Annotated in this window: 16 protein-coding genes; all 16 read right to left on the reverse strand. The window is 68.9% G+C overall.

What is annotated here, in order from left to right; translation table 11 throughout:
* Positions 1–106: 106 nt before the first annotated feature.
* The 16 genes from G407_RS0107190 to G407_RS0107265 all read right to left on the reverse strand — a co-directional run bounded on the left by G407_RS0107190 (position 107) and on the right by G407_RS0107265 (position 17672).
* On the reverse strand, positions 107–1042 hold the full coding sequence (locus tag G407_RS0107190; RefSeq protein ID WP_029030271.1) for a sugar ABC transporter substrate-binding protein: 936 nt from the start codon (positions 1040–1042) through the stop codon (positions 107–109).
* A gap of 512 nt (positions 1043–1554) precedes the next feature.
* Positions 1555–3075, reverse strand: coding sequence for an ABC transporter substrate-binding protein (locus tag G407_RS0107195; protein ID WP_029030272.1), 1521 nt, complete (start codon positions 3073–3075; stop codon positions 1555–1557).
* 31 nt (positions 3076–3106) lie between these two features.
* Positions 3107–4939 (reverse strand): gamma-glutamyltransferase family protein, encoded by a 1833-nt coding sequence (locus G407_RS0107200; RefSeq protein WP_029030273.1) that lies wholly within the window; start codon positions 4937–4939, stop codon positions 3107–3109.
* Between the two features lie 161 nt (positions 4940–5100).
* Positions 5101–5727, reverse strand: coding sequence for an isochorismatase family protein (locus G407_RS0107205; RefSeq protein WP_029030274.1), 627 nt, complete (start codon positions 5725–5727; stop codon positions 5101–5103).
* A gap of 27 nt (positions 5728–5754) precedes the next feature.
* Positions 5755–6609 carry an ABC transporter permease gene (locus tag G407_RS26260; protein ID WP_043539159.1) on the reverse strand — a complete coding sequence of 285 codons (855 nt, stop codon included), beginning with the start codon at positions 6607–6609 and terminating at the stop codon, positions 5755–5757.
* Between the two features lie 22 nt (positions 6610–6631).
* A complete protein-coding gene (locus G407_RS26265; RefSeq protein ID WP_052341059.1) occupies positions 6632–7675 on the reverse strand; it encodes an ABC transporter substrate-binding protein in 1044 nt (347 codons plus the stop codon).
* A gap of 26 nt (positions 7676–7701) precedes the next feature.
* Entirely contained in the window at positions 7702–8775 is a 1074-nt protein-coding gene (locus G407_RS0107220; protein WP_029030275.1) for an ABC transporter ATP-binding protein, read from the reverse strand.
* 1 nt (position 8776) lies between these two features.
* Positions 8777–9601 carry an ABC transporter permease gene (locus G407_RS0107225; RefSeq protein ID WP_029030276.1) on the reverse strand — a complete coding sequence of 275 codons (825 nt, stop codon included), beginning with the start codon at positions 9599–9601 and terminating at the stop codon, positions 8777–8779.
* 87 nt (positions 9602–9688) lie between these two features.
* Entirely contained in the window at positions 9689–10921 is a 1233-nt protein-coding gene (locus G407_RS0107230; protein WP_029030277.1) for a metal-dependent hydrolase family protein, read from the reverse strand.
* A 404-nt stretch (positions 10922–11325) separates the two neighbouring features.
* Positions 11326–12564 carry an NAD(P)/FAD-dependent oxidoreductase gene (locus G407_RS0107235; protein WP_029030278.1) on the reverse strand — a complete coding sequence of 413 codons (1239 nt, stop codon included), beginning with the start codon at positions 12562–12564 and terminating at the stop codon, positions 11326–11328.
* A gap of 15 nt (positions 12565–12579) precedes the next feature.
* Positions 12580–13614, reverse strand: coding sequence for a trans-3-hydroxy-L-proline dehydratase (locus G407_RS0107240; RefSeq protein WP_029030279.1), 1035 nt, complete (start codon positions 13612–13614; stop codon positions 12580–12582).
* Between the two features lie 8 nt (positions 13615–13622).
* Positions 13623–14729 (reverse strand): cis-3-hydroxy-L-proline dehydratase, encoded by a 1107-nt coding sequence (locus tag G407_RS0107245; RefSeq protein WP_029030280.1) that lies wholly within the window; start codon positions 14727–14729, stop codon positions 13623–13625.
* A gap of 25 nt (positions 14730–14754) precedes the next feature.
* On the reverse strand, positions 14755–15477 hold the full coding sequence (locus G407_RS0107250) for an amino acid ABC transporter ATP-binding protein (RefSeq protein ID WP_029030281.1): 723 nt from the start codon (positions 15475–15477) through the stop codon (positions 14755–14757).
* Positions 15470–16123: an amino acid ABC transporter permease gene (locus G407_RS0107255; RefSeq protein WP_029030282.1), complete on the reverse strand. Its 654-nt coding sequence runs from the start codon at positions 16121–16123 to the stop codon at positions 15470–15472. The genes G407_RS0107250 and G407_RS0107255 overlap by 8 nt, the downstream gene beginning before the upstream one ends.
* Positions 16124–16133: 10 nt before the next feature.
* A complete protein-coding gene (locus tag G407_RS0107260; RefSeq protein ID WP_029030283.1) occupies positions 16134–16799 on the reverse strand; it encodes an amino acid ABC transporter permease in 666 nt (221 codons plus the stop codon).
* A 57-nt stretch (positions 16800–16856) separates the two neighbouring features.
* Entirely contained in the window at positions 16857–17672 is an 816-nt protein-coding gene (locus G407_RS0107265) for an ABC transporter substrate-binding protein (RefSeq protein ID WP_029030284.1), read from the reverse strand.
* Positions 17673–17675 lie beyond the last annotated feature (3 nt).

A 17675-nucleotide genomic window follows, 5' to 3' on the forward strand; every position in this document is an offset into this window, starting at 1 on the left:
ACCGGGATCTGCGCCCCGTCCCGCCGCTCGATCAGCGATGATATCCGATATGGATCCGTGGCGGACGCCGGCCCGGCCGGCGTCCGCATCGCGCCCCGGAGTTCGATCAGAAGACCGGCTTGTCGAACTCGCCCATGTTGTCCTGGGTGATCTTGGGCGTATCGAAGTAGTTCAGGAACGGAACTTCCTCGCCCATCACCACGGCCTTGGCGGTGGCGAGCGCGTTGCGCGCGTCCTCGACCGGGGACTGGTAGACCGAGCCCCAGTATTCGCCCCGGCCCATCGCCTCGTAGCCGACCGCGAAGTTGGTGGCGCCGATGAAGACGAGGTCGTCGCGGCCGGCCGCCTTGGCGGCGTTCAGCGCGCCGACGCCCATGTTGTCGTCGCCCGAATAGACGCCGTCGATGTCGTCGTACTTGGTGAGGAAGTTCTCCATCACCCGCTGGGCCTTCTCGCGGTTCCAGTCGCCCGGCTGCGTCTCGACGATCTCGACGTCGGGGCACTGCTCGGCGAGCGCGTCCTCGAAGCCCTTCTGGCGCTCGATGGCGGTCGTGTAGCCGGGCTGGCCGGCGATCTGCACGACGCGGCCCGCGTCGTCGAGCGCATCGCACATCATCTCGGCGGCGTACCGGCCCTGGGTGATGTTGTCCGGTCCGGAGAAGGAGGCGATGAAGTCGAAGCCCGCCTCGGCGATCTGGCTGTTGGTGACGACGACCGGGATCCCCGCCTGGTGGGCCTGGCGCACGACCGGCACTACGGCCTGGCCGTTGGTCGGCCAGATGATGATCGCGTCGACGCCCTGCTGGATGAGGTCCTGCATCTGTCCGATCTGGCGCGCGACGTCGCCGCCGGCGTCGAGCACGACGGCCTCGACCTGCGGATCGGCCTCGGCCGCCTCGATGAAGGCCTTCTCGTAGGTGGTCTGGTAGCTGTCGACGCCGACGTTGTTCTGGGTGATGCCGATGCGGATGGGCTCCTGCGCGGCGGCGGCGCCGACGAGCGCGACGGAGCCGACGAGCGACGTGATGAGAGCACGTTTCATGTTGTTTCCTCCCTGATCGATGCCTCGTGCGGTCTTCGTCTGGCGATCCGCGTGGGCCGATGGGAGGACGATACAGGAATGCGGTCCGGCGCGTTCGACTGGTTTATCCATTGTGGACATCCGGACGCAGCGCGGGGGAGGCGATCGCGGAGAACGCCCGTTCGTTCCCGTGGCGCCTGCGGGGCTCGCGACTGCGTCGCCGCGCCCGGCGCACCGGATCGCGATCCTCGCCGCCACGCAGGAATCGACGATCGTTCGTCTTCCCCGGCTTCGTGGCCGGGCCCTCGCATCGCCACGAACTCGGGCGGCCGCGAAAGCGCTCACGGCCGAGGTCCTGTCGGGCGTTCTCGCGGACGGGATCTATCGGCGTCGGGCCGAGATCCGGCCGGGCGCCTCCGATGCCGGCCGGAAGGCGATCTCGCCGCCTCGGCTCCGGCAGATCACGAGGTGCTGCCCGCGGCGCTCGAGGAGCGCCGCGGGCAGCGGCTCGCACGTCCGTCGTGCCGGCCGCTTCACGGGGCTCGCGTCACGCCGCCGAGCCGGATGATCCCGTCGGGGAAGGGATCGAACCCCTGCAGATCGGCATCGTGTGCGAAGATCCACTGGGCGTGATAGAGGTAGATGATCGGCAGATCGTGCAGAAGGATGTCCACGGCGTCCTCGTAGGCGGCCCGACGCGTCGCCAGGTCCGAGGTCGCGCGCGCATCGGCGAGAACGGCGTCGAGCTCCTCGCTGCAATACTGCGCGTCGTTGCCGGCCGCACCGCAGGCGAGCATCGGCGTGATGTTCAGGTCCGGATCGACCCGCCCCGACCAGCCGACGAGGTGCATCTGGAAGTCGCCCTGGCGCGCGACGTCGAGAAGCGTCATCAGCTCGGTCGGGCGGATCTCCATCGTGATCCCGATCTCGGAGAGCATCGACTGGATGATCTGCGCGACCTGCTGGCGTTCGGCGTCCGTGGGCACCAGGAGCTCGAAGCCGAGATTCTCGACTCCGGCCTCCGCCAGCTTCGCCCGCGCCGCCTCGACGTCGCGCCCCTGCACCGGCTTTTCGTCGCTGTAGAAGGGGCTGGTCGGGGGAAACGGCTGATTGCCGGCGGCGAACTGGCCGTCGAAGACGACCTGGTTCAGGACCTCGCGATCGATGGCGAGGCTGATCGCCTCCCGCACCGCCTGCTGCTGGCTCAGCGTCGGGTGCGCGCCGTCTCCGCCGATGCTCACGGTGAGCCCGTAGTAGCCCAGACCGATCACGGGGGCGACGGTCAATGCGGGATCCGCCTCCACCGAGGCGACATCGGTGGCCGACAGGCGCTCGATGAGATCGAGCTGGCCCGAGCGCAGGTTCAGGAGGCGGACGCTGCTGTCGGGGGCGCCTCGGAAGACGACCTCGTCGAAGGCGTACCGACCGGCATCGTAATGGTCGGCGAACTTCTCGAGCACGATGCGGTCCTGCGCCACGTGCTCGACGAAGCGATACGGCCCCGAGCAGACGGGCTCGCTCGTGAACCGGTCGCCGAGCTCTTCGGCAGCCGCAGGGCTGACGATCATGCCGGCCCTGTCGGCGAGCGCCGCGAGGAGAGGCACCGAAGGCTCCGTAAGCGTGATGCGCACCGTCCGCGTGTCGACGGCCTCGACGGTGTCGATGGCCTTGATCTCGGCGGCCCGCCGGGACGTCGGCATGGTGAGCGCACGCTCGAGATTGTACGCGACCGCCTCGGCATCGACCGGCGTGCCGTCATGGAAGACCGCGTCGCCGCGCAACGTCATCGTCAGCACGGTGCCGGTCTCGTCGAACGTCCAGCTCTCGGCGAGCATGGGCACGATCTCGCCCTCACCGTCGATGTCGACCAGCTTGTCGCAGAGCTGCTGCAGCACGTGGCGGCCCACGAAGCTCCAGTTCGTCGCGGGATCGAGCGTATCGGGGTAGTCCTGCAGGCCGATGCTGAGAACCTGCCGGTCCTGAGCCGCAGCAGGCGCCGAGATCAGGGCTGCGGTCGCGATTCCGGCCAGCAGCAGGCTTCGAAGCGTGTTCATCGGCGTTCCTCTCGTTCTTCTCGTTCGCGCATCAGCGGGCTACGGCGTAGCCCTGCATGCCTCTCGGGTTGGCGGCCGCCATGACGACCTGCGTTCCGCCGTCCAGTCTCCTGCCGACGACCGAGAGCCGCCCCTCCGACCAGGGGTCGGCGATCGTGATCTCGTGCCCTCTGCGCCGCAGCGCGTCGATGGCGTCCGGCGCGAACCGGCCCTCGACGGTGACGGACCCGAGCGCGACCTCGCGCGGCCAGAAGGAGCTCACGAGGTGGTCCGTGTGGAAGGCCGGCATGTCGATGGCCGCCTGAAGGTCGATGCCATGGTGCAGGTGCCGCAGCAGGAAGAGGAGCTGCCATTGCTCCTGCTGGTCACCTCCCGGCGTGCCGAGCGCGAGATACGGCGTGCCGTCGCGGAAGACGGTGGTCGGCGTCAGCGTCGTGCGCGGTCGCGTGCCCGGACGCAGCGACGATGCCAGCCCCGGCTCCAGCCAGAACATCTGGCCGCGGGTGGTCAACGAGAAGCCGAGACCGGGGATGACCGGAGACGACTGGAACCAGCCGCCTGAAGGCGTCGCGGTCACCATGTTCCCGAACCTGTCCACGGCGCTCACCTGGCACGTGTCCCCGCGCTGGGTGCCGCTCGCATCGAGACGGGGCTCGCCGGCGGGATCGGCGGCGAGGGGACTGCGCGGCGCCGTCGGCTCGCCGATGCCGGCCTGCGGCGACGGCCGCGAGCCCGATCCGGCCCAGGACGGAAAGCGGGTCGGCCGGTCGGGCAGCCCACCGGGACGAAGCTCCAGGGATGCACTCTCGCCGATCAGCGCGCGCCGCCGCTCGGCATAATCCGCGTCGAGAAGCTCTTCGAGCGGAACGTGCGGATCGTCGCCGTACCAGGCGTCGCGATCGGCCAGCGCGAGCTTGGACGCCTCCACGGCCAGATGGACGACACGCTCCCCCGCGGGCTCACAGGATGCCACATCGGTGCCCTCGAGGATCTGGAGGGCCTGGAGCAGCGCCGGTCCCTGCGACCAGGGTCCGCATTTGTGGATCACGTGCCCGGCGAAGCTGGCCGAGACGGGGCGCTCGATCGCCGGCCGCCAGCCGGCCAGGTCGTCGGCGTCGAGAAAGCCCCGATGGTGCCGACCGGACACGTCCCACACCGCCTCGTTCGCGCAGAAGGCGCCGATGCGCTCCGCGACCGGCCCCTCGTACCAGTAGCCGAGAGCGGCCTCGATGCGCTGTTCGCGGGTCTCGGCCGTGCCGGCCACGCGCACGATCTCGCGGTACAGGGCGGCGATCTGGGGGTTGCGCAGCAGCCGACCGGCTTCCGGGGCCGAGCCGCCCGGCAGGTAGACCTCCGCCGAGCTGTGCCAGCGCGTGGTGAAGAGGTCGCGCATCGTCTCGATCGTGCGCGCGATGCGGGGCACGATGGGATGACCGAGCTCGGCGTAGTGGATCGCGGGCGCGAGCACCTCGTCGAGCTCCGCAGTCCCGTAATCCCGCAGCAGCGTCAGCCAGGCGCCGAACGCGCCCGGTACGCACGCGGGGAGGAGGCCGGTTCCCGGAATCGCATCGATGCCGAGGGCGCGCATGGCCTCCGGCGTCGCCCGTCGCGGGGAGCCCCCCTGGCCGCAGATCACGACCGGCTCGTCGGCACCGGCCGGCGTGACCATGATCGGAACCTCGCCTCCCGGGCCGTTGAGGTGTGGCTCGACGACCTGAAGCACGAAGCCCGCGGCGACCGCCGCATCGAACGCCGTATGTCCGGCCTCGAGCAGCGCCATGCCGGCGCTGGAGGCGAGCCAATGTGTCGAGGAGACGGCTCCGAACGTGCCGCGCAGCTCCGGGCGGGTCGTGAACTCGCTCAACCTGTCGGCCCTTCCTACGCGCACATGCAGGCTCGCCACCGGTCTCCGCCGGCGGGCGGCCGTGGATACCGTATACGAGGATGCGCGGGTTCGAAGCGTTGGACAACGGCGCGGTGTTGCAGGGGCTCTTGGTAATTCCGCACAGGTGGCGCGGACCTCCGTCAGGCGACGGCCCGGTTCCGCGCGAGGTAGGCGAGCACGCGATCGGCGTCGACGATGTCGGCGTAGCGGCGCCCGACGTCGCGAAGGTTGTCGCGGTGCGGACCGTCCTCTACGTCCCCGACGCAATCCTCCGGCACGATCGTGCGGTAGCCGCGCTGGAAACTGTCGATCACCGTCGCGCGAACGCACCCGCTCGTGTTGACGCCCGTCACGATGACGGTGTCGACGGCGTGCTTGACCAGATACGGCTGCACCTTCGTCTCGAAGAACATGCTCGGACCGGTCTTGCGGACGACGAGGTCGTGCGCCGGATCCGCCACCCGGGGATCGAGATCTCCCGCGGGGTCGCCTGGCAGGTAGTGTTCGCGGACGGCCTTGATCTTCCAGTACGGCATCTCGCTCGGGTTCTGATAGGAGGTGTAGCAGACCGCCACGGGAACCCCCATCGGCCGAGCCCGCTCGAGCAGCCGCAGCGTGTTGTCGAGCGCGCGCAGGGCGAGCGGGCGGCCGCCGAAGGGATAATCCCCGGAGGTATGCGACAGCTGGAAGTCGATAACGAGGATTGCGGGCTTCGATCCGAAGCCGATCTCCACATCGCCGTAGCCGGCCTGGGCGTACTCGTCCATTGTGAACTCCTCTTCTCGGGGAATCGATCAACGCTGGTAGGCGTACCGCCGCGCAACGTAGCCGTTGATCAGGATTGTCAGGATGAGCGTCGTTCCCATCAGGCTGAACGATACTGCGGCGCCCGACGGCCAGTTCGCCTGGTCGAGAACCTCGGATGCCACGATCGGGGCCATCATTCGGAACTGCGGGCCGCCGAGGAGAACGGGTGTCGCGTAGGCGTTCATGGTCAAGATGAACGACAGGACGCCGGCCGCCAGGACGCCCGGCATGGCCAACGGGAGGACGACGAGGCGCCAGGCCTCGAACGGCGTCGCGCCGAGCGACATCGCGGCGTCCGACGCGTTGTCGTCGATCCCTTCCAGCACGCTCTGGAGCGTCAGGACCGCGAACGGCAGGTTGATCGACAGAATGCCGAAGAACACCGCCGTGGGCGAGTACATGATCGTCAACGGAGCGTCGACGATCCCGAGGCCGACGAGGACGTAGTTGACGACGCCCTGCTGGCCGAACGCCACCATCCAGCCGGCCGCACGCACGGCGTTTCCGACGAAGAGCGGGAGGAAGACGAGCAGGACGAGCAGCGACTTCGTCCGGGCGCTCGCCCGTTTCATGTACATCGCGATGGGGAACGTCAGGACGAGGCACAGCGCCGTCACGCCGATCGCCATGACGACCGTGGTGAGCAGGGCGGACGTGTAGTAGGGATCGCTGACGAAGCGAGCATAGTTCTCGAGCGTGAGCGCCTCGACCATGAACTCGCCCGGAACGAACCTGTTCAGGCTGAACCTGAACAGGAGAACCAGGGGGAGGCACAGGAACAGGACGACCATCGCCGTGGCCGGGAGAATGAGGGCTCCAGCTTGCTTCTGGCTGCTGATCATCGGGTCCGTACCTCCCCTTGCCTCACGCCTTGAAGACGCGGTTCCACCAATCCTGGAGCTGCGCATCGTTCTCCAGGAGGTATTCCTGGTCCTGCACGAGGAAGCTGTCCTGCACCTCGGGCGGCAGGGCGACTTCCTTGGCGAGCTCGGGCGGCAGATCGGCGTTGTCGATCGTCGGCGCGTAGCCCATCGCCTCCGCGAAGGCGCGCTGCGGACCGGGGTCCAGCATCGCGTTCAGGTAGGCGTAGGCGGCGTCCTTGTTCCGGGCGTTCTTCGGAACGGACATGTCCGAGACGTAGAGGACGACGCCTTCCTCGGGGATCGCGATCTCGATCGGGAGACCGGCCCGCTTCCACATGTTGCCGCGGGCCTGCCACATGATGCACATGGCGCACTCGCCCGAGGCGAGCGCCTGCGCCATCGCCTCGTTGGTCGGGTAGATCCGAACGCCCATCTCCTTCAGCTCGAGCAGCTTGTCCTTGCCCGGCTCGTAGTCGGAAAGGCTGCCTCCGGCGATCATGGCGGCGGATTCGATCGTGGTCTGGTACTGGATGTCGATCACGCCGACCTTGCCGGCGTATTCGGGGTTCCAGAGGTCGGCGTACGAGGTCGGGGCCTTGGTGATGATCTCCGGATTGTAGAGAATCACGCGACCGGTGTAGATGTGCGGCGCAGAGTAAGACGTCCGGAGCTTGGGCAGCACGTGCTTCAGGTTCGGAACGCGATCCTCGTCGATCTCGTCGAAGACCCCGTTCGCCGCCATCTGGTACGAACCGGCGTTGGTCAGGCAGGCGACGTCCATCGATCCTCGCGGCAGGCGCCGCTCGGACATGAGCTTCGTGCGACGGACCGTGTCGTTCGCCGTGTCGAAGACGACGTCCACGCCCTGCGGCGTGAGCAGCGGATCGACGATATGGCGCTGCTGGAGCCCCTGGTAGTCTCCGCCCCAGGTACCGACCACCACACGGCCCGATGCGGCCCGCGCGCGACCCATTCCGGCGGCACCCGCCACCAGCGACGTGCCGAGCCCGAGGGTGAATAGGCGTCTGTCGAGTTCGATGGGCATTGTCCTCTCCTCTGGTTTGGTTTCTGTCAGGCCGGCAGCACGGCGTCGCCGTCGCGGATGCCGATCGCGTTCCGCGGATCGACGGACAGATAGACGGGTGCGCCGCGGCGCAGCGCCGATACCGCCGCCGAGCTCTGCGGCAGCTGGACCGACAGGGCCTGGCCGCCGGGAAGCTGCACGCTGAGTTCGTAGTGCGGGCCGAGATAGACGAGGCCGTCGACCACGCCCGCATGATGGGATGCGTCCTGCTCCGGCGGCTCGAGGGCGATGTCGATCGCCTCGGGCCGGATCATCAGCAGATCCGCACCCGGGACCGCCCGCTCGCAGGCGAACCGCAGCCCGCAATCGGTATGGAAGAAGCCGTCGACCATCCGGCCCTGGAGGGCGTTCGCCTGGCCGATGAAGGACCCGACGAAGCGATTGGCGGGCGACCGGTAGAGCTCCTTCGGCTCGCCGATCTGCTGGACACGCCCCTGGTTCATGACGACGAGCCGGTCGCCCATGCTCATCGCCTCGTCCTGGTCGTGGGTCACCATGATCGTGGTGATCCCCAGCTCCGCCTGGAGCCGCTTCAGTTCGCGCCGGACGTCGACCCGGAGCTTCGCGTCGAGGTTCGACAGCGGCTCGTCGAGCAGCAGGACGTCCGGCTCGATCGCGATGGCCCGCGCGATCGCCACGCGCTGCTGCTGGCCGCCGGAGAGCTGCTTCGGCAGGCGCCCGGCGAGATCCGACAGCTTGACGAGGCCCAGCGCCCGCTCGACCCGCGGCCCGATCTCGCTGGCGGCGATCCGGCGCCGGCGCAGGCCGAATGCGACGTTCTCGAAGACGCTCAAGTGAGGAAAAAGAGCGTAGTTCTGGAAGACGAGCCCGAGATTGCGCCGGTACGGAGGCTCCCGCGTCACGTCACGGCCGGCGATGGAAACCCGGCCTCCCGTAGCCTCGACGAACCCCGCGACGATGCGCAACGTCGTCGTCTTTCCGCACCCCGACGGTCCCAGCAGGACCAGGAACTCGCCGTCTTCCACGGTGAGCGTCACGTCGTCGACGGCCTTGAACGTGCCGTAGGCCTTCGTCACGGAGGTCAGCGTCACGGATGCCATGTCAGACGGTCCTCGCCAGGTTCACGAAGCGGCTTGTGAGCAGCAGGCCGGTGCCCACCACGACGATCTGCAGCACCGACACCGCAGCGACCGTCGGGTTGATCTTCCATTGCAGGTACTGCAGCACCGCGATCGGGAGGGTCGTCTCGCCGGCGGAGACGAGGAACAGCGAAACCTCGAGGTTGCCGAAGCTGACGACGAAGCTGAACAGAGCCGCCGCGACGACGCCGGGCCAGACGATGGGGAGGGTGATCCGCAGGGCCGTCGCGAGGGGCGTCGCCCCGAGGCTGAGCGCCGCTTCCTCGACCGACGGGTTCACGCCGACGAGGTTCGCGCTCACGAGGCGGATGCTCCAGGGGATCGTGAGCAGGACGTGCCCCGCGGCGAGTCCCCAGACCGATCCGGTGATCGGCAGGCCGGTCCGGATCTCGACCTCGACGAACATCATGTACAGCGCCGAGCCGATGACGATCGCGGGCACGATCAGCGGCGACATGAGCAGATGCAGGATCGCGTCGCGCCCGCGAAACGCCATGCGGGCGAGAACGAAGCTGGCCGGGATCGTCAGTGCCAGTCCGGCGAGCGTGGCCACCAGGGCGACGATCAGGCTCGTCGCGAACCCATCCATGAACTGCGGCTGCCGGAACATCTCCGCGTACCAGCGGAACGAGTAGCCGTCCGGCGGAACGGTGAGGATCGCGTCCGACACGAACGACAACCACACCACCAGCACCAGCGGCAGCACGATCACGGCGAAGCCGCCGATCACGAGCGCATGGAACGCGATGCGCCCGACGAGCTCGGAGGGGGAGTTGCCTTTCACCATGCAGGCGCTCCTTCGTTCGCCCCCGATCCAGGCCGGGGGCGGTGCGAGGGCAAGACGAAGCGGGCGGGAGCGGGGTCGCCGCGGTCCTCACGCGAGCTGGTTCTTGTGGAACCGGCCGTCCTTCATGATCGCGAGAATGCGAGCGCCGTCGTTCTGGAGGACACCGAGGTCGGCGTAGGGATCGCCGTCGACGACCAGCAGGTCGGCATGCGCCCCCGGCGAGAGCTCGCCGACCTGGCCGCCGAGCATGCACAGATCCGCCGCCACGGTCGTCGCCGACGCGATGATCTCGTTGCGCGGCAGCACGCGCTCGCGGATGGCGAACTCCATCGACTGGTACTTCTGCAGCTGGCCGAGAAGGTCCGACCCGAACGCCATGGGCAAGCCCGCCCGGCGCATGATGTCGAGCGACTCGAGGCCGGCGCGGCGTACCGTATCGATCTTGGCCTGGGACTCGGCGGACAGGCCGAAAGCCGAGCCTTCCAGCGCGAGCCCTTCGTAGGCGACGAGCGTGGGTACAGCGACAGCGCCCGCGCGAGCGGCCAGCTCCGCCGTTTCCGTCTGGATGAGGTTGCAGTGCTCGAGCGAGTGGACGCCGAGCTCGACCGCCCTGCGGATGGCCTCGTCGGTGTAGAGATGGGCTGCGACGTAGGTGCCGGCGTTGCGCGCCTCCTCGACCACGGCGGAGATTTCCTCGCGTGAGAAGCCGAGCGCGTGGATCGGGTCGTTGGGCGACGCGACGCCGCCATTGGCCATGATCTTGATGAAGTGGGCCCCCGCCTTGATCTCCTCGCGAGCCGCGCGCCGCACTTCGGTGACGCCGTCGCAGAGCCGGCCCAGCGCCCCGACGCGGTCGGCGAACACCGAGGGTCGGTCGTCCGAGCGGATCCTGAAATCCGAGTGCCCGCCGGTCTGGCCCAGCGCCTTGCCCGAGATCACGAGGCGGGGGCCGTCGATCAGCCCCTCATCGACCGCGCGCACCAGCCCGTAGTCCGCTCCGCCGACATCGCGAACCGTCGTGAAGCCCCGCATGAGCATCGCGTTCATGATCCGCGCCGCGCGGAGCGCCGCGAGCGAGGACGGGAGGGCCGCGTTCGCCGCGACGTCGACGAGGGACGCGATCACGTGGACATGGGCATCGACGAGGCCCGGCATCAGGGTGCGTCCACCGAGGTCGATCGTCTGGGCCGCGCTCGCGCGGATCGGCGTCTCGGAGACCTCCTTGACGCGCCCGTCCTCGACGAGGACGTCCACGCCGCCGCGGAGCCGGTCATGGCGCGGATCGAGAAACCTGCCGCCGGTGAAGAGATAGCTGGTCATCGCACCCCTCGTTTCGTTCTGCACCGTGCCGCCACGCCCCGGCGCGAGCAGGGCCCGGGAGCCGAGCAAGGACCGTGCACGGCTCCGAGCTCGGCCACCGCCGTGCGGGGCGACTTCCGAAGTGGGGGCGGTCTGGGAGGGCTCGCCCGAGGCCGATCGTCCGTCGCGCCGGTGGGGCTGTCAATGTAGATTTTATACGATGCACCGGCGACGCACGTTATCCGGCATCGGCGTTTGCGCACGGTGCGACCCGCTCGTCCAGTCCCGGTCGACGTCCACGAGCGGTTTCGAGCGCATTCCGAGCCGGTTCGGCGAGGGATGCTTCTCGCGATTCCATCGCGTCGCGGACTGCTCTCACCGTCCCGAGCCGGAGTCCGCCGGCTCCATCCGGTCGGCGGTCGCCCCTACGATCTGCCGAAGCGCTGCGCCGAGAACGGCTTCGCGGAGACGGCGTGAGCGCGCTCCGCGACGAGGGCGGCCAGGATCTCGGCCGTGACCGCGGCCTGCGTCAGGCCGTGATGGCCGTGGCCGAAGGCGTAGAGAATGCGCGCGTCGCGCCGGGCGGGACCGATGACGGGGAGCGAATCGGGGATCGACGGACGAAAGCCCATCCAGCGCGTCCCGCCGGCGAGGTCGGCCTCGGGCAGGAAACGGGCGAGCCGAGACAGGATCGCGTCGACGCGGGCGTAGTTCGGCGCCGCCGCCAAGCCGGCGAACTCGACCGCGCCGCCCACGCGATCGCCGCCCGACAGCGGGCTCGTGACGAAGCCCTCGCCCTCGAACATCACGGGCCTCGACAGCCCGAGGGCGCCCGGCGCGAACGTGACGTTGTAGCCCCGTTCCGTGTCCAGCGGCACCGCGTCTCCGGCCTGGAGGGCGAGCCCGCGCGACCAGGCCCCGGCGGCGAGGACGACGCGATCGGCCGGGAGCGTATCGCCGCCCGCCAGCCGGACGCCGAGGCTCCCGGCGGTCGAGATCGCCACCGCCTCGCCCCGGGTCAGCCGGGCCCCGCGCGCCAGCGCCGCCTCCCCGAGCGCCGTCGCCAGCCCGAACGGGTCGTCCACGTGGCAGCCGGTCGGATAGAGCACCCCGGCCTGCGCCGCCTCGCCGAGAGCGGGCTCCAGGGCGGCGAGGCGGGCCCGGTCGAGCCTCTCGTGCGGAATGCCGAAGCGCTCCTGCGTCGCGAGAACCGGCGCCGCGGCGGCGAGGGCGCGCTCGCTTCCGAACACCGACAGGATGCCGGACGGCCTCAGCCGGCCCTGCTCGCCGACCGCCGTCAGCAGCCGATGCCAGGCCGGCAGCGCGGCGCAGTTCAGGGCCCCGATCGCCTCGATGCTCGCCCGGATGCGCGCCGGGCGGCTGGCGAGCGCGAAGCGCAGGAACCAGGGCGCGAGCCGCGGAAGATAGCCGGGACGGATCGCGAGGGGGCCGAGCGGATCGACGAGCCAGCGCGGGAGGTTGCGCCAGGCTTTCGGCGAGGCGAGCGGCATCACGTCCATGTGCGCGATCCAGCCGGCGTTGCCTTTCGAAGCGCCCTCTCCGAACCCTGCGGGATCCACGAAGGTGACCGAATGCCCCTCCGCGAGCAGCGCGTGCGCGGCCGCCACGCCGACGACGCCGGCTCCGATGATGACGATTCGCATGGGAGGCCCTTCGGCTCAGGTCGTCAGGCGCGGCCAGGTGTCGGACAGCCGATAGCCGTCGGGGTACGGGTCCGACGGATCGAGCATCAGCTGCGAGGTGCCGGTGATCCAGGCACGCCCGGAGATCGAGGGGACGATCGCTGCGCGTCCGGCGACCTCCGTCTCGGCCTCGACGCGGCAGTCGAACCGCGACCCGATGATCGAGAGGCCGACGAACCGGTCGCCGACCTTCAGCAGGCCGCGTGCGTGAAGGGTGGCCATGCGCGCCGAGCACCCGGTCCCGCACGGGGAGCGATCGAGCTTGCCCGGCTGGATCGCGACGGTGTTGAGGCCGGTGAGCACGCCGTCTCGCGCTTCGACCGGCGCCGCGATCTGGCAGAAGGACACGTGGTCCCAACCGGTTTCGCCCGGGTGCCGAAAGCCGAGCTGCTCGTTCGCCGCCTTCGTGATCCGAATGCCGGCGACGGCGAGGTCGCGTGCCTCGTCCGGCGTGATCGCGAAGCCGAGCGCCCGCGCGTCGGCGATGACGAAGCTGTCGCCGCCGTACGCGACGTCCACCGTCAGCGTGCCGAGCCCCTCCACCTCGAGCGGTGCGTCGAGCCGGTCGACGAAGGACGGGAGGTTGCGGACCGTCACCCGCTCCGCCTTGCCCGCGCGGCACTCCGCCTCGACCTCGACGAGGCCGCCCGGTGCCTCGATGGCGAGGCGCGTGATCGGCTCCTCCATCGGCACGAGGCCCGTGTCCAGGAGCACCGTCGCGACGCACATCGAGTTCGACCCCGACATCGGCGGTGTGTCCTCGGGCTCCATCACGATCCAGCCGCTCGCCGCACGCGCGTCCTTCGCGGGCACGAGCAGGCTGACGTGGCGGAAGACACCGCCGCGCGGCTCGTTGAGGACGAAGCGCCGAAGCGCGTCGTCCTGCGCGATGAAGCGCGACTGCTCCCAGACCGTCTGCCCGGGAGGCGGCGCGACACCGCCGACGATGACGTCGCCGACCTCGCCCTCGGCGTGGCAGTGGACGACGTGAACGAGCTTCGATGTGCGCACGACGTCACCTATCCGTCGATCTCGAGGCAGGGGGCGCCCAGAACGTCGAACCGCGGCTCTATGCCGAGACCGGGCCGGTCCGGGGCGGTCATGACGCCGCCCGTGCGCTGCGGGGCACCCTCCGCGATCGAGACGGTGACGTAGCTGTTGAAGTCCGTCGCGGAGTAGGTGAACTCGGCCGGCGTCGAGCGGGCGAGATGCGCGATCGTCGCGGTGACGATGTCGCCGCCCCACGTGTCCTCGATCGTCATCGGCATGTTCGCGGCGACGCAGGCATCGCGGATGAGCCGCGCGCGCGTGAGGCCGCCGACCTTCGAGATCTTCAGGTTGATCGCATCCGCGGCGTCGTCGGCGAGGAGACGCACGAGGGTGTCGAAGCCGGTGACGACCTCGTCGAGCACGAACGGGCGAGCGGTCCGCCGCCGGATCGACAGGCAGTCCTCGTAGGTCGCGCAGGGCTGCTCGATCGCGACGTCCAGGTCCGCGACCGCGGCGACGACCCGCGCCGCCTCCGGTCTCGTCCAGCCGGTATTGGCATCGGCCACGAGAAGCTCCCCGCTCGCGGCGGCGTCGCGGCAGGCCCGGATGCGCGCGATGTCCGCGTCCACGTCCCCGCCCACCTTCAGCTGGAACTTGGTGTAGCCCTGGGACCGGTAGGCCGCGATCGAGCTGGCCATGGCCTCGGGCGTGTCCTGAGAGATGGCCCGGTACAGCGCGACCTCGTCCTGCTCGGCGCCGCCGAGCAGGCGGTAGACCGGCAGACCGGTCGCCTTCCCCAGAATGTCCCAGCAGGCGATATCGAGCGGCGCCTTCACGTACGGATGGCCCCGCAGGGCCGCGTCCATGCGGCGGTTGACCGAGGCGAGATCACGAGGATCGAGGCCGATGAGCTCGGGACCGATCTCCGCGATTCCGGCTCTGACGCCGTTGGCGTAGGCCGGAAGATAGGCGGAGCCGAGCGGGCAGCATTCCGCATAGCCGGTGTATCCCGCATCCGTCTCGACGGCGACGACCGTCGAGTCGAACACTTCCATGTAGTTGTCGTTCGACCAGCCGTATCGCCCCTCCGCGAGCGGAAGGCGGACGGCGTAGGCGAGGATCCGAGTGATCCGCATGTGCAGCTCCTCTGCGTTTCGTGTCTCAGAGAACCGAGTTCAGGAACTCCACGGTCTCCGGCCGTTGCGGGTTGCCGATCACCTGCTCCGGTGGGCCGATCTCGTGGATCACGCCTTCGCGGAAGAAGGCGACGCGGTCCGACACGTCCCGGGCGAACCGGATCTCGTGCGTGACGATGATCATGGTCATACCCTCCTCCGACAGCATCCGCAGCGTGGCCAGCACCTCGCCGACGAGCTGCGGATCCAGCGCGGACGTCACCTCGTCGAACAGCATGTAGTCCGGCGACATCGCGAGCGCCCGGGCGATGGCCATGCGCTGCTGCTGCCCACCCGAGAGCTTCGACGGAAAGACGCCGAGCTTGTCGCCGAGCCCCACATGCGCGAGGTGCCGAACCGCGACCTCCTCCGCCTCCCGGCGACCGATGCCGAGGACCTTGCGCGGCGCGAGGGTCACGTTCTCGAGCACGGTCAGGTGCGGGAAGGCGTTCCACTGCTGGAAGACGATGCCGATCTTCTGCCGGAGCTTGTTGATGTCGGTCCGGCGATCGTGGACGTCGACGCCGTCGACCACGATCCGCCCGCCCTGTATGGGCTCCAGCCCGTTGATGCACATCAGCAGCGTGGATTTCCCGGAGCCGGATCCCCCGATCACCGAGACGACCTCGCCTTTCTCCACGTTCAGGCTCACGCCCTTGAGGATCTCGAGCGAGCCGAAGCTCTTTCGAACGTTCTCGATCTCAATCATGTTCACGCCACTTCCGCTCGAGCCGGGCGCCGAGCCGCGAGATTGGAAAGCCGATGATGAAGTAGATCAGCCCCGCGACCGCGAGCACGAACAGCGGTTCCTGGATGCGGGTCACGATGATCTGCGAGGCGCGAAGAAGCTCGATGATGCCGATCCAGAGAACCAGCGCCGTGTCCTTCATGACGCCGAGGGTGAGGCCGATCCAGCTCGGCAGGGAGACCCGCAGCGCGATCGGGAAGACCACGTTGGCGAGGTCCTGACCGTAGGTCATGCCGAGGGAACGCGCGGCGCGACGCGTGGTGGACGGGACCGCGAGGATTCCGCCGCGGACGATCTCCGTGCAGTAGGCGCACGTGTAGAGCGACAGGACCACGCAGGCGACGACGAACGGGGACGCCTGAATCCCGATGATCGACTTGAACGAGTTCGCCAGCACCAGCTGGATGATGAGGGGGACCGATCTGAGCACGTCGAGCACTGCGCCGAGCGGTGCGTTGAGCCACCAGGGCGCCGTGGCTCGGAGAAGGCCGAGACCTATTCCCAACACCGTGCCGCCGAGCACGGCCCAGAAGGTGATCGCAAGCGTGACGCCGGTCCCCTCCAGGAGGAACAGGATGTCGTTCCAGGAAAGATTGGTTTCCAACATTGCGCCGCCCTCAGTACCGGAACAGACGCCAGGCCATCAGCCGGGCCGAGACGGTGACGAGCTTCGCGATCAGATAGTACAGCACTGCGGCTATGGCGAAGTACTCGAAGGTACGGAACGTCCGCACGTTCAGTTCCTGGGTGACACCGGTCAGATCCGTATCGAGGCCCACGATGACGCCGATGGAGGTCATGAGGATCGCCCAGACCATCTGATTGGTCATGGGATAGAAGGCGATCCGGAACATCTGCGGGAGAACGATCAGCCGGAACGCCTTGGCGCTGCCCATGCCGAGCGAGCGGGCTGCTCTCACCTGCGTGTGCGGTATCGCCCGCATGGCACCGCGGAAGGTCTCGGCGAGGTAGCCCGCATTGTTGAAGGCGATGCCGAGAAGGACCGACAGGTAGGAATCGAGGAAGATCCCGATCGAGCCCAGCCCGAAATAGGCCATGTAGACCTGCAGCAGCGCCGGCGTGTTGCGGGCGAGCTCGATCCAGCCGGTCGCGAAGCCCGAGAGCAGCCGGTTGCCGGATTGCCTGGCGAGCGCGAGGAGCACGCCGGCGATCGTGCCGAGGATCATCGAGAGCACGGCGATCTCGAGGGTGACCAGCGCGCCGGACAGCATCTCGGGCAACGCCCGCAGCGCTGGTCGCCAGTGGAAAGTGTAGTCGAGCATGGGCCCCGTTCCCTGGCGTGATGCAGGGCCGGAGAACCTCTCCGGCCCCTCGGAGCATCAGTAGTAGACGCCGTTGACGGAGAGCTTCGGCGCCTCGCCGCCGACCCACTTCTCGAACAGCTCCTCGTAGCGGCCGGTGCGGACCTGCTGATTGACGAAGAGGTTCAGGTAGTTGATCAGCCCCTGCTCCATGCGCGGGGCGATCAGGGACACGTAGTCCGTGATGTAGGGGGCGTCACCCTGGACGACGAACCCGTCGAAATTGCCGGTGTCGATCGTCGCCTGGGCGACGGTGTTGGTCACGACGGTCGCGTCGATCTGCCCCTGGGACAGGGCCAGGAACACGTCGGCCTGCGTCTGATACGGCCGGAAGGAGCCGCCGGCGTCCCACTCGTCGATGTCGTCCTCGAGCGCGATCGCCTCGTAGGTGCCGGCGACGGAGCCCACGCGCTTGTCGGCGAGATCCTCGTAGGCGTCGATGCCCGTGTCCTCGCGGGTGAGGACCACCATCTGGAAGGCGAAGTAGGGGATGGAGAACCCGATCGTCTTGGCGCGCTCGAGCGTGTCCGACGTCGAGGCGACGCCGACGTCCGCGCGACCGGAAACCAGCGCGGGGATGCGGTCGGGGAAGGGCGTCTCGACGATCTCGGCTTCGACACCGAGCGCGGCGGCGAGATCGCGGCAGGTGTCGACGTCGAAGCCGGCGGGCTGATTGCTCTCGTCGCGGAAGCCCATGGGCGGGAAGTCGAGCGTGACCGCACACTTGAGCGTGCCGGACGCGATGATGTCGTCGAGCTTGTCGGCCTGGGCCGTGCTGCCGAAGCTGGTCAGTGCGATCGCCATGCCGGCGACGAGGGCGGTGGGCTTGATCATCCA

It is taken from the genome of Salinarimonas rosea DSM 21201, from assembly GCF_000429045.1.
Taxonomy (GTDB): Bacteria; Pseudomonadota; Alphaproteobacteria; order Rhizobiales; family Beijerinckiaceae; genus Salinarimonas; species Salinarimonas rosea.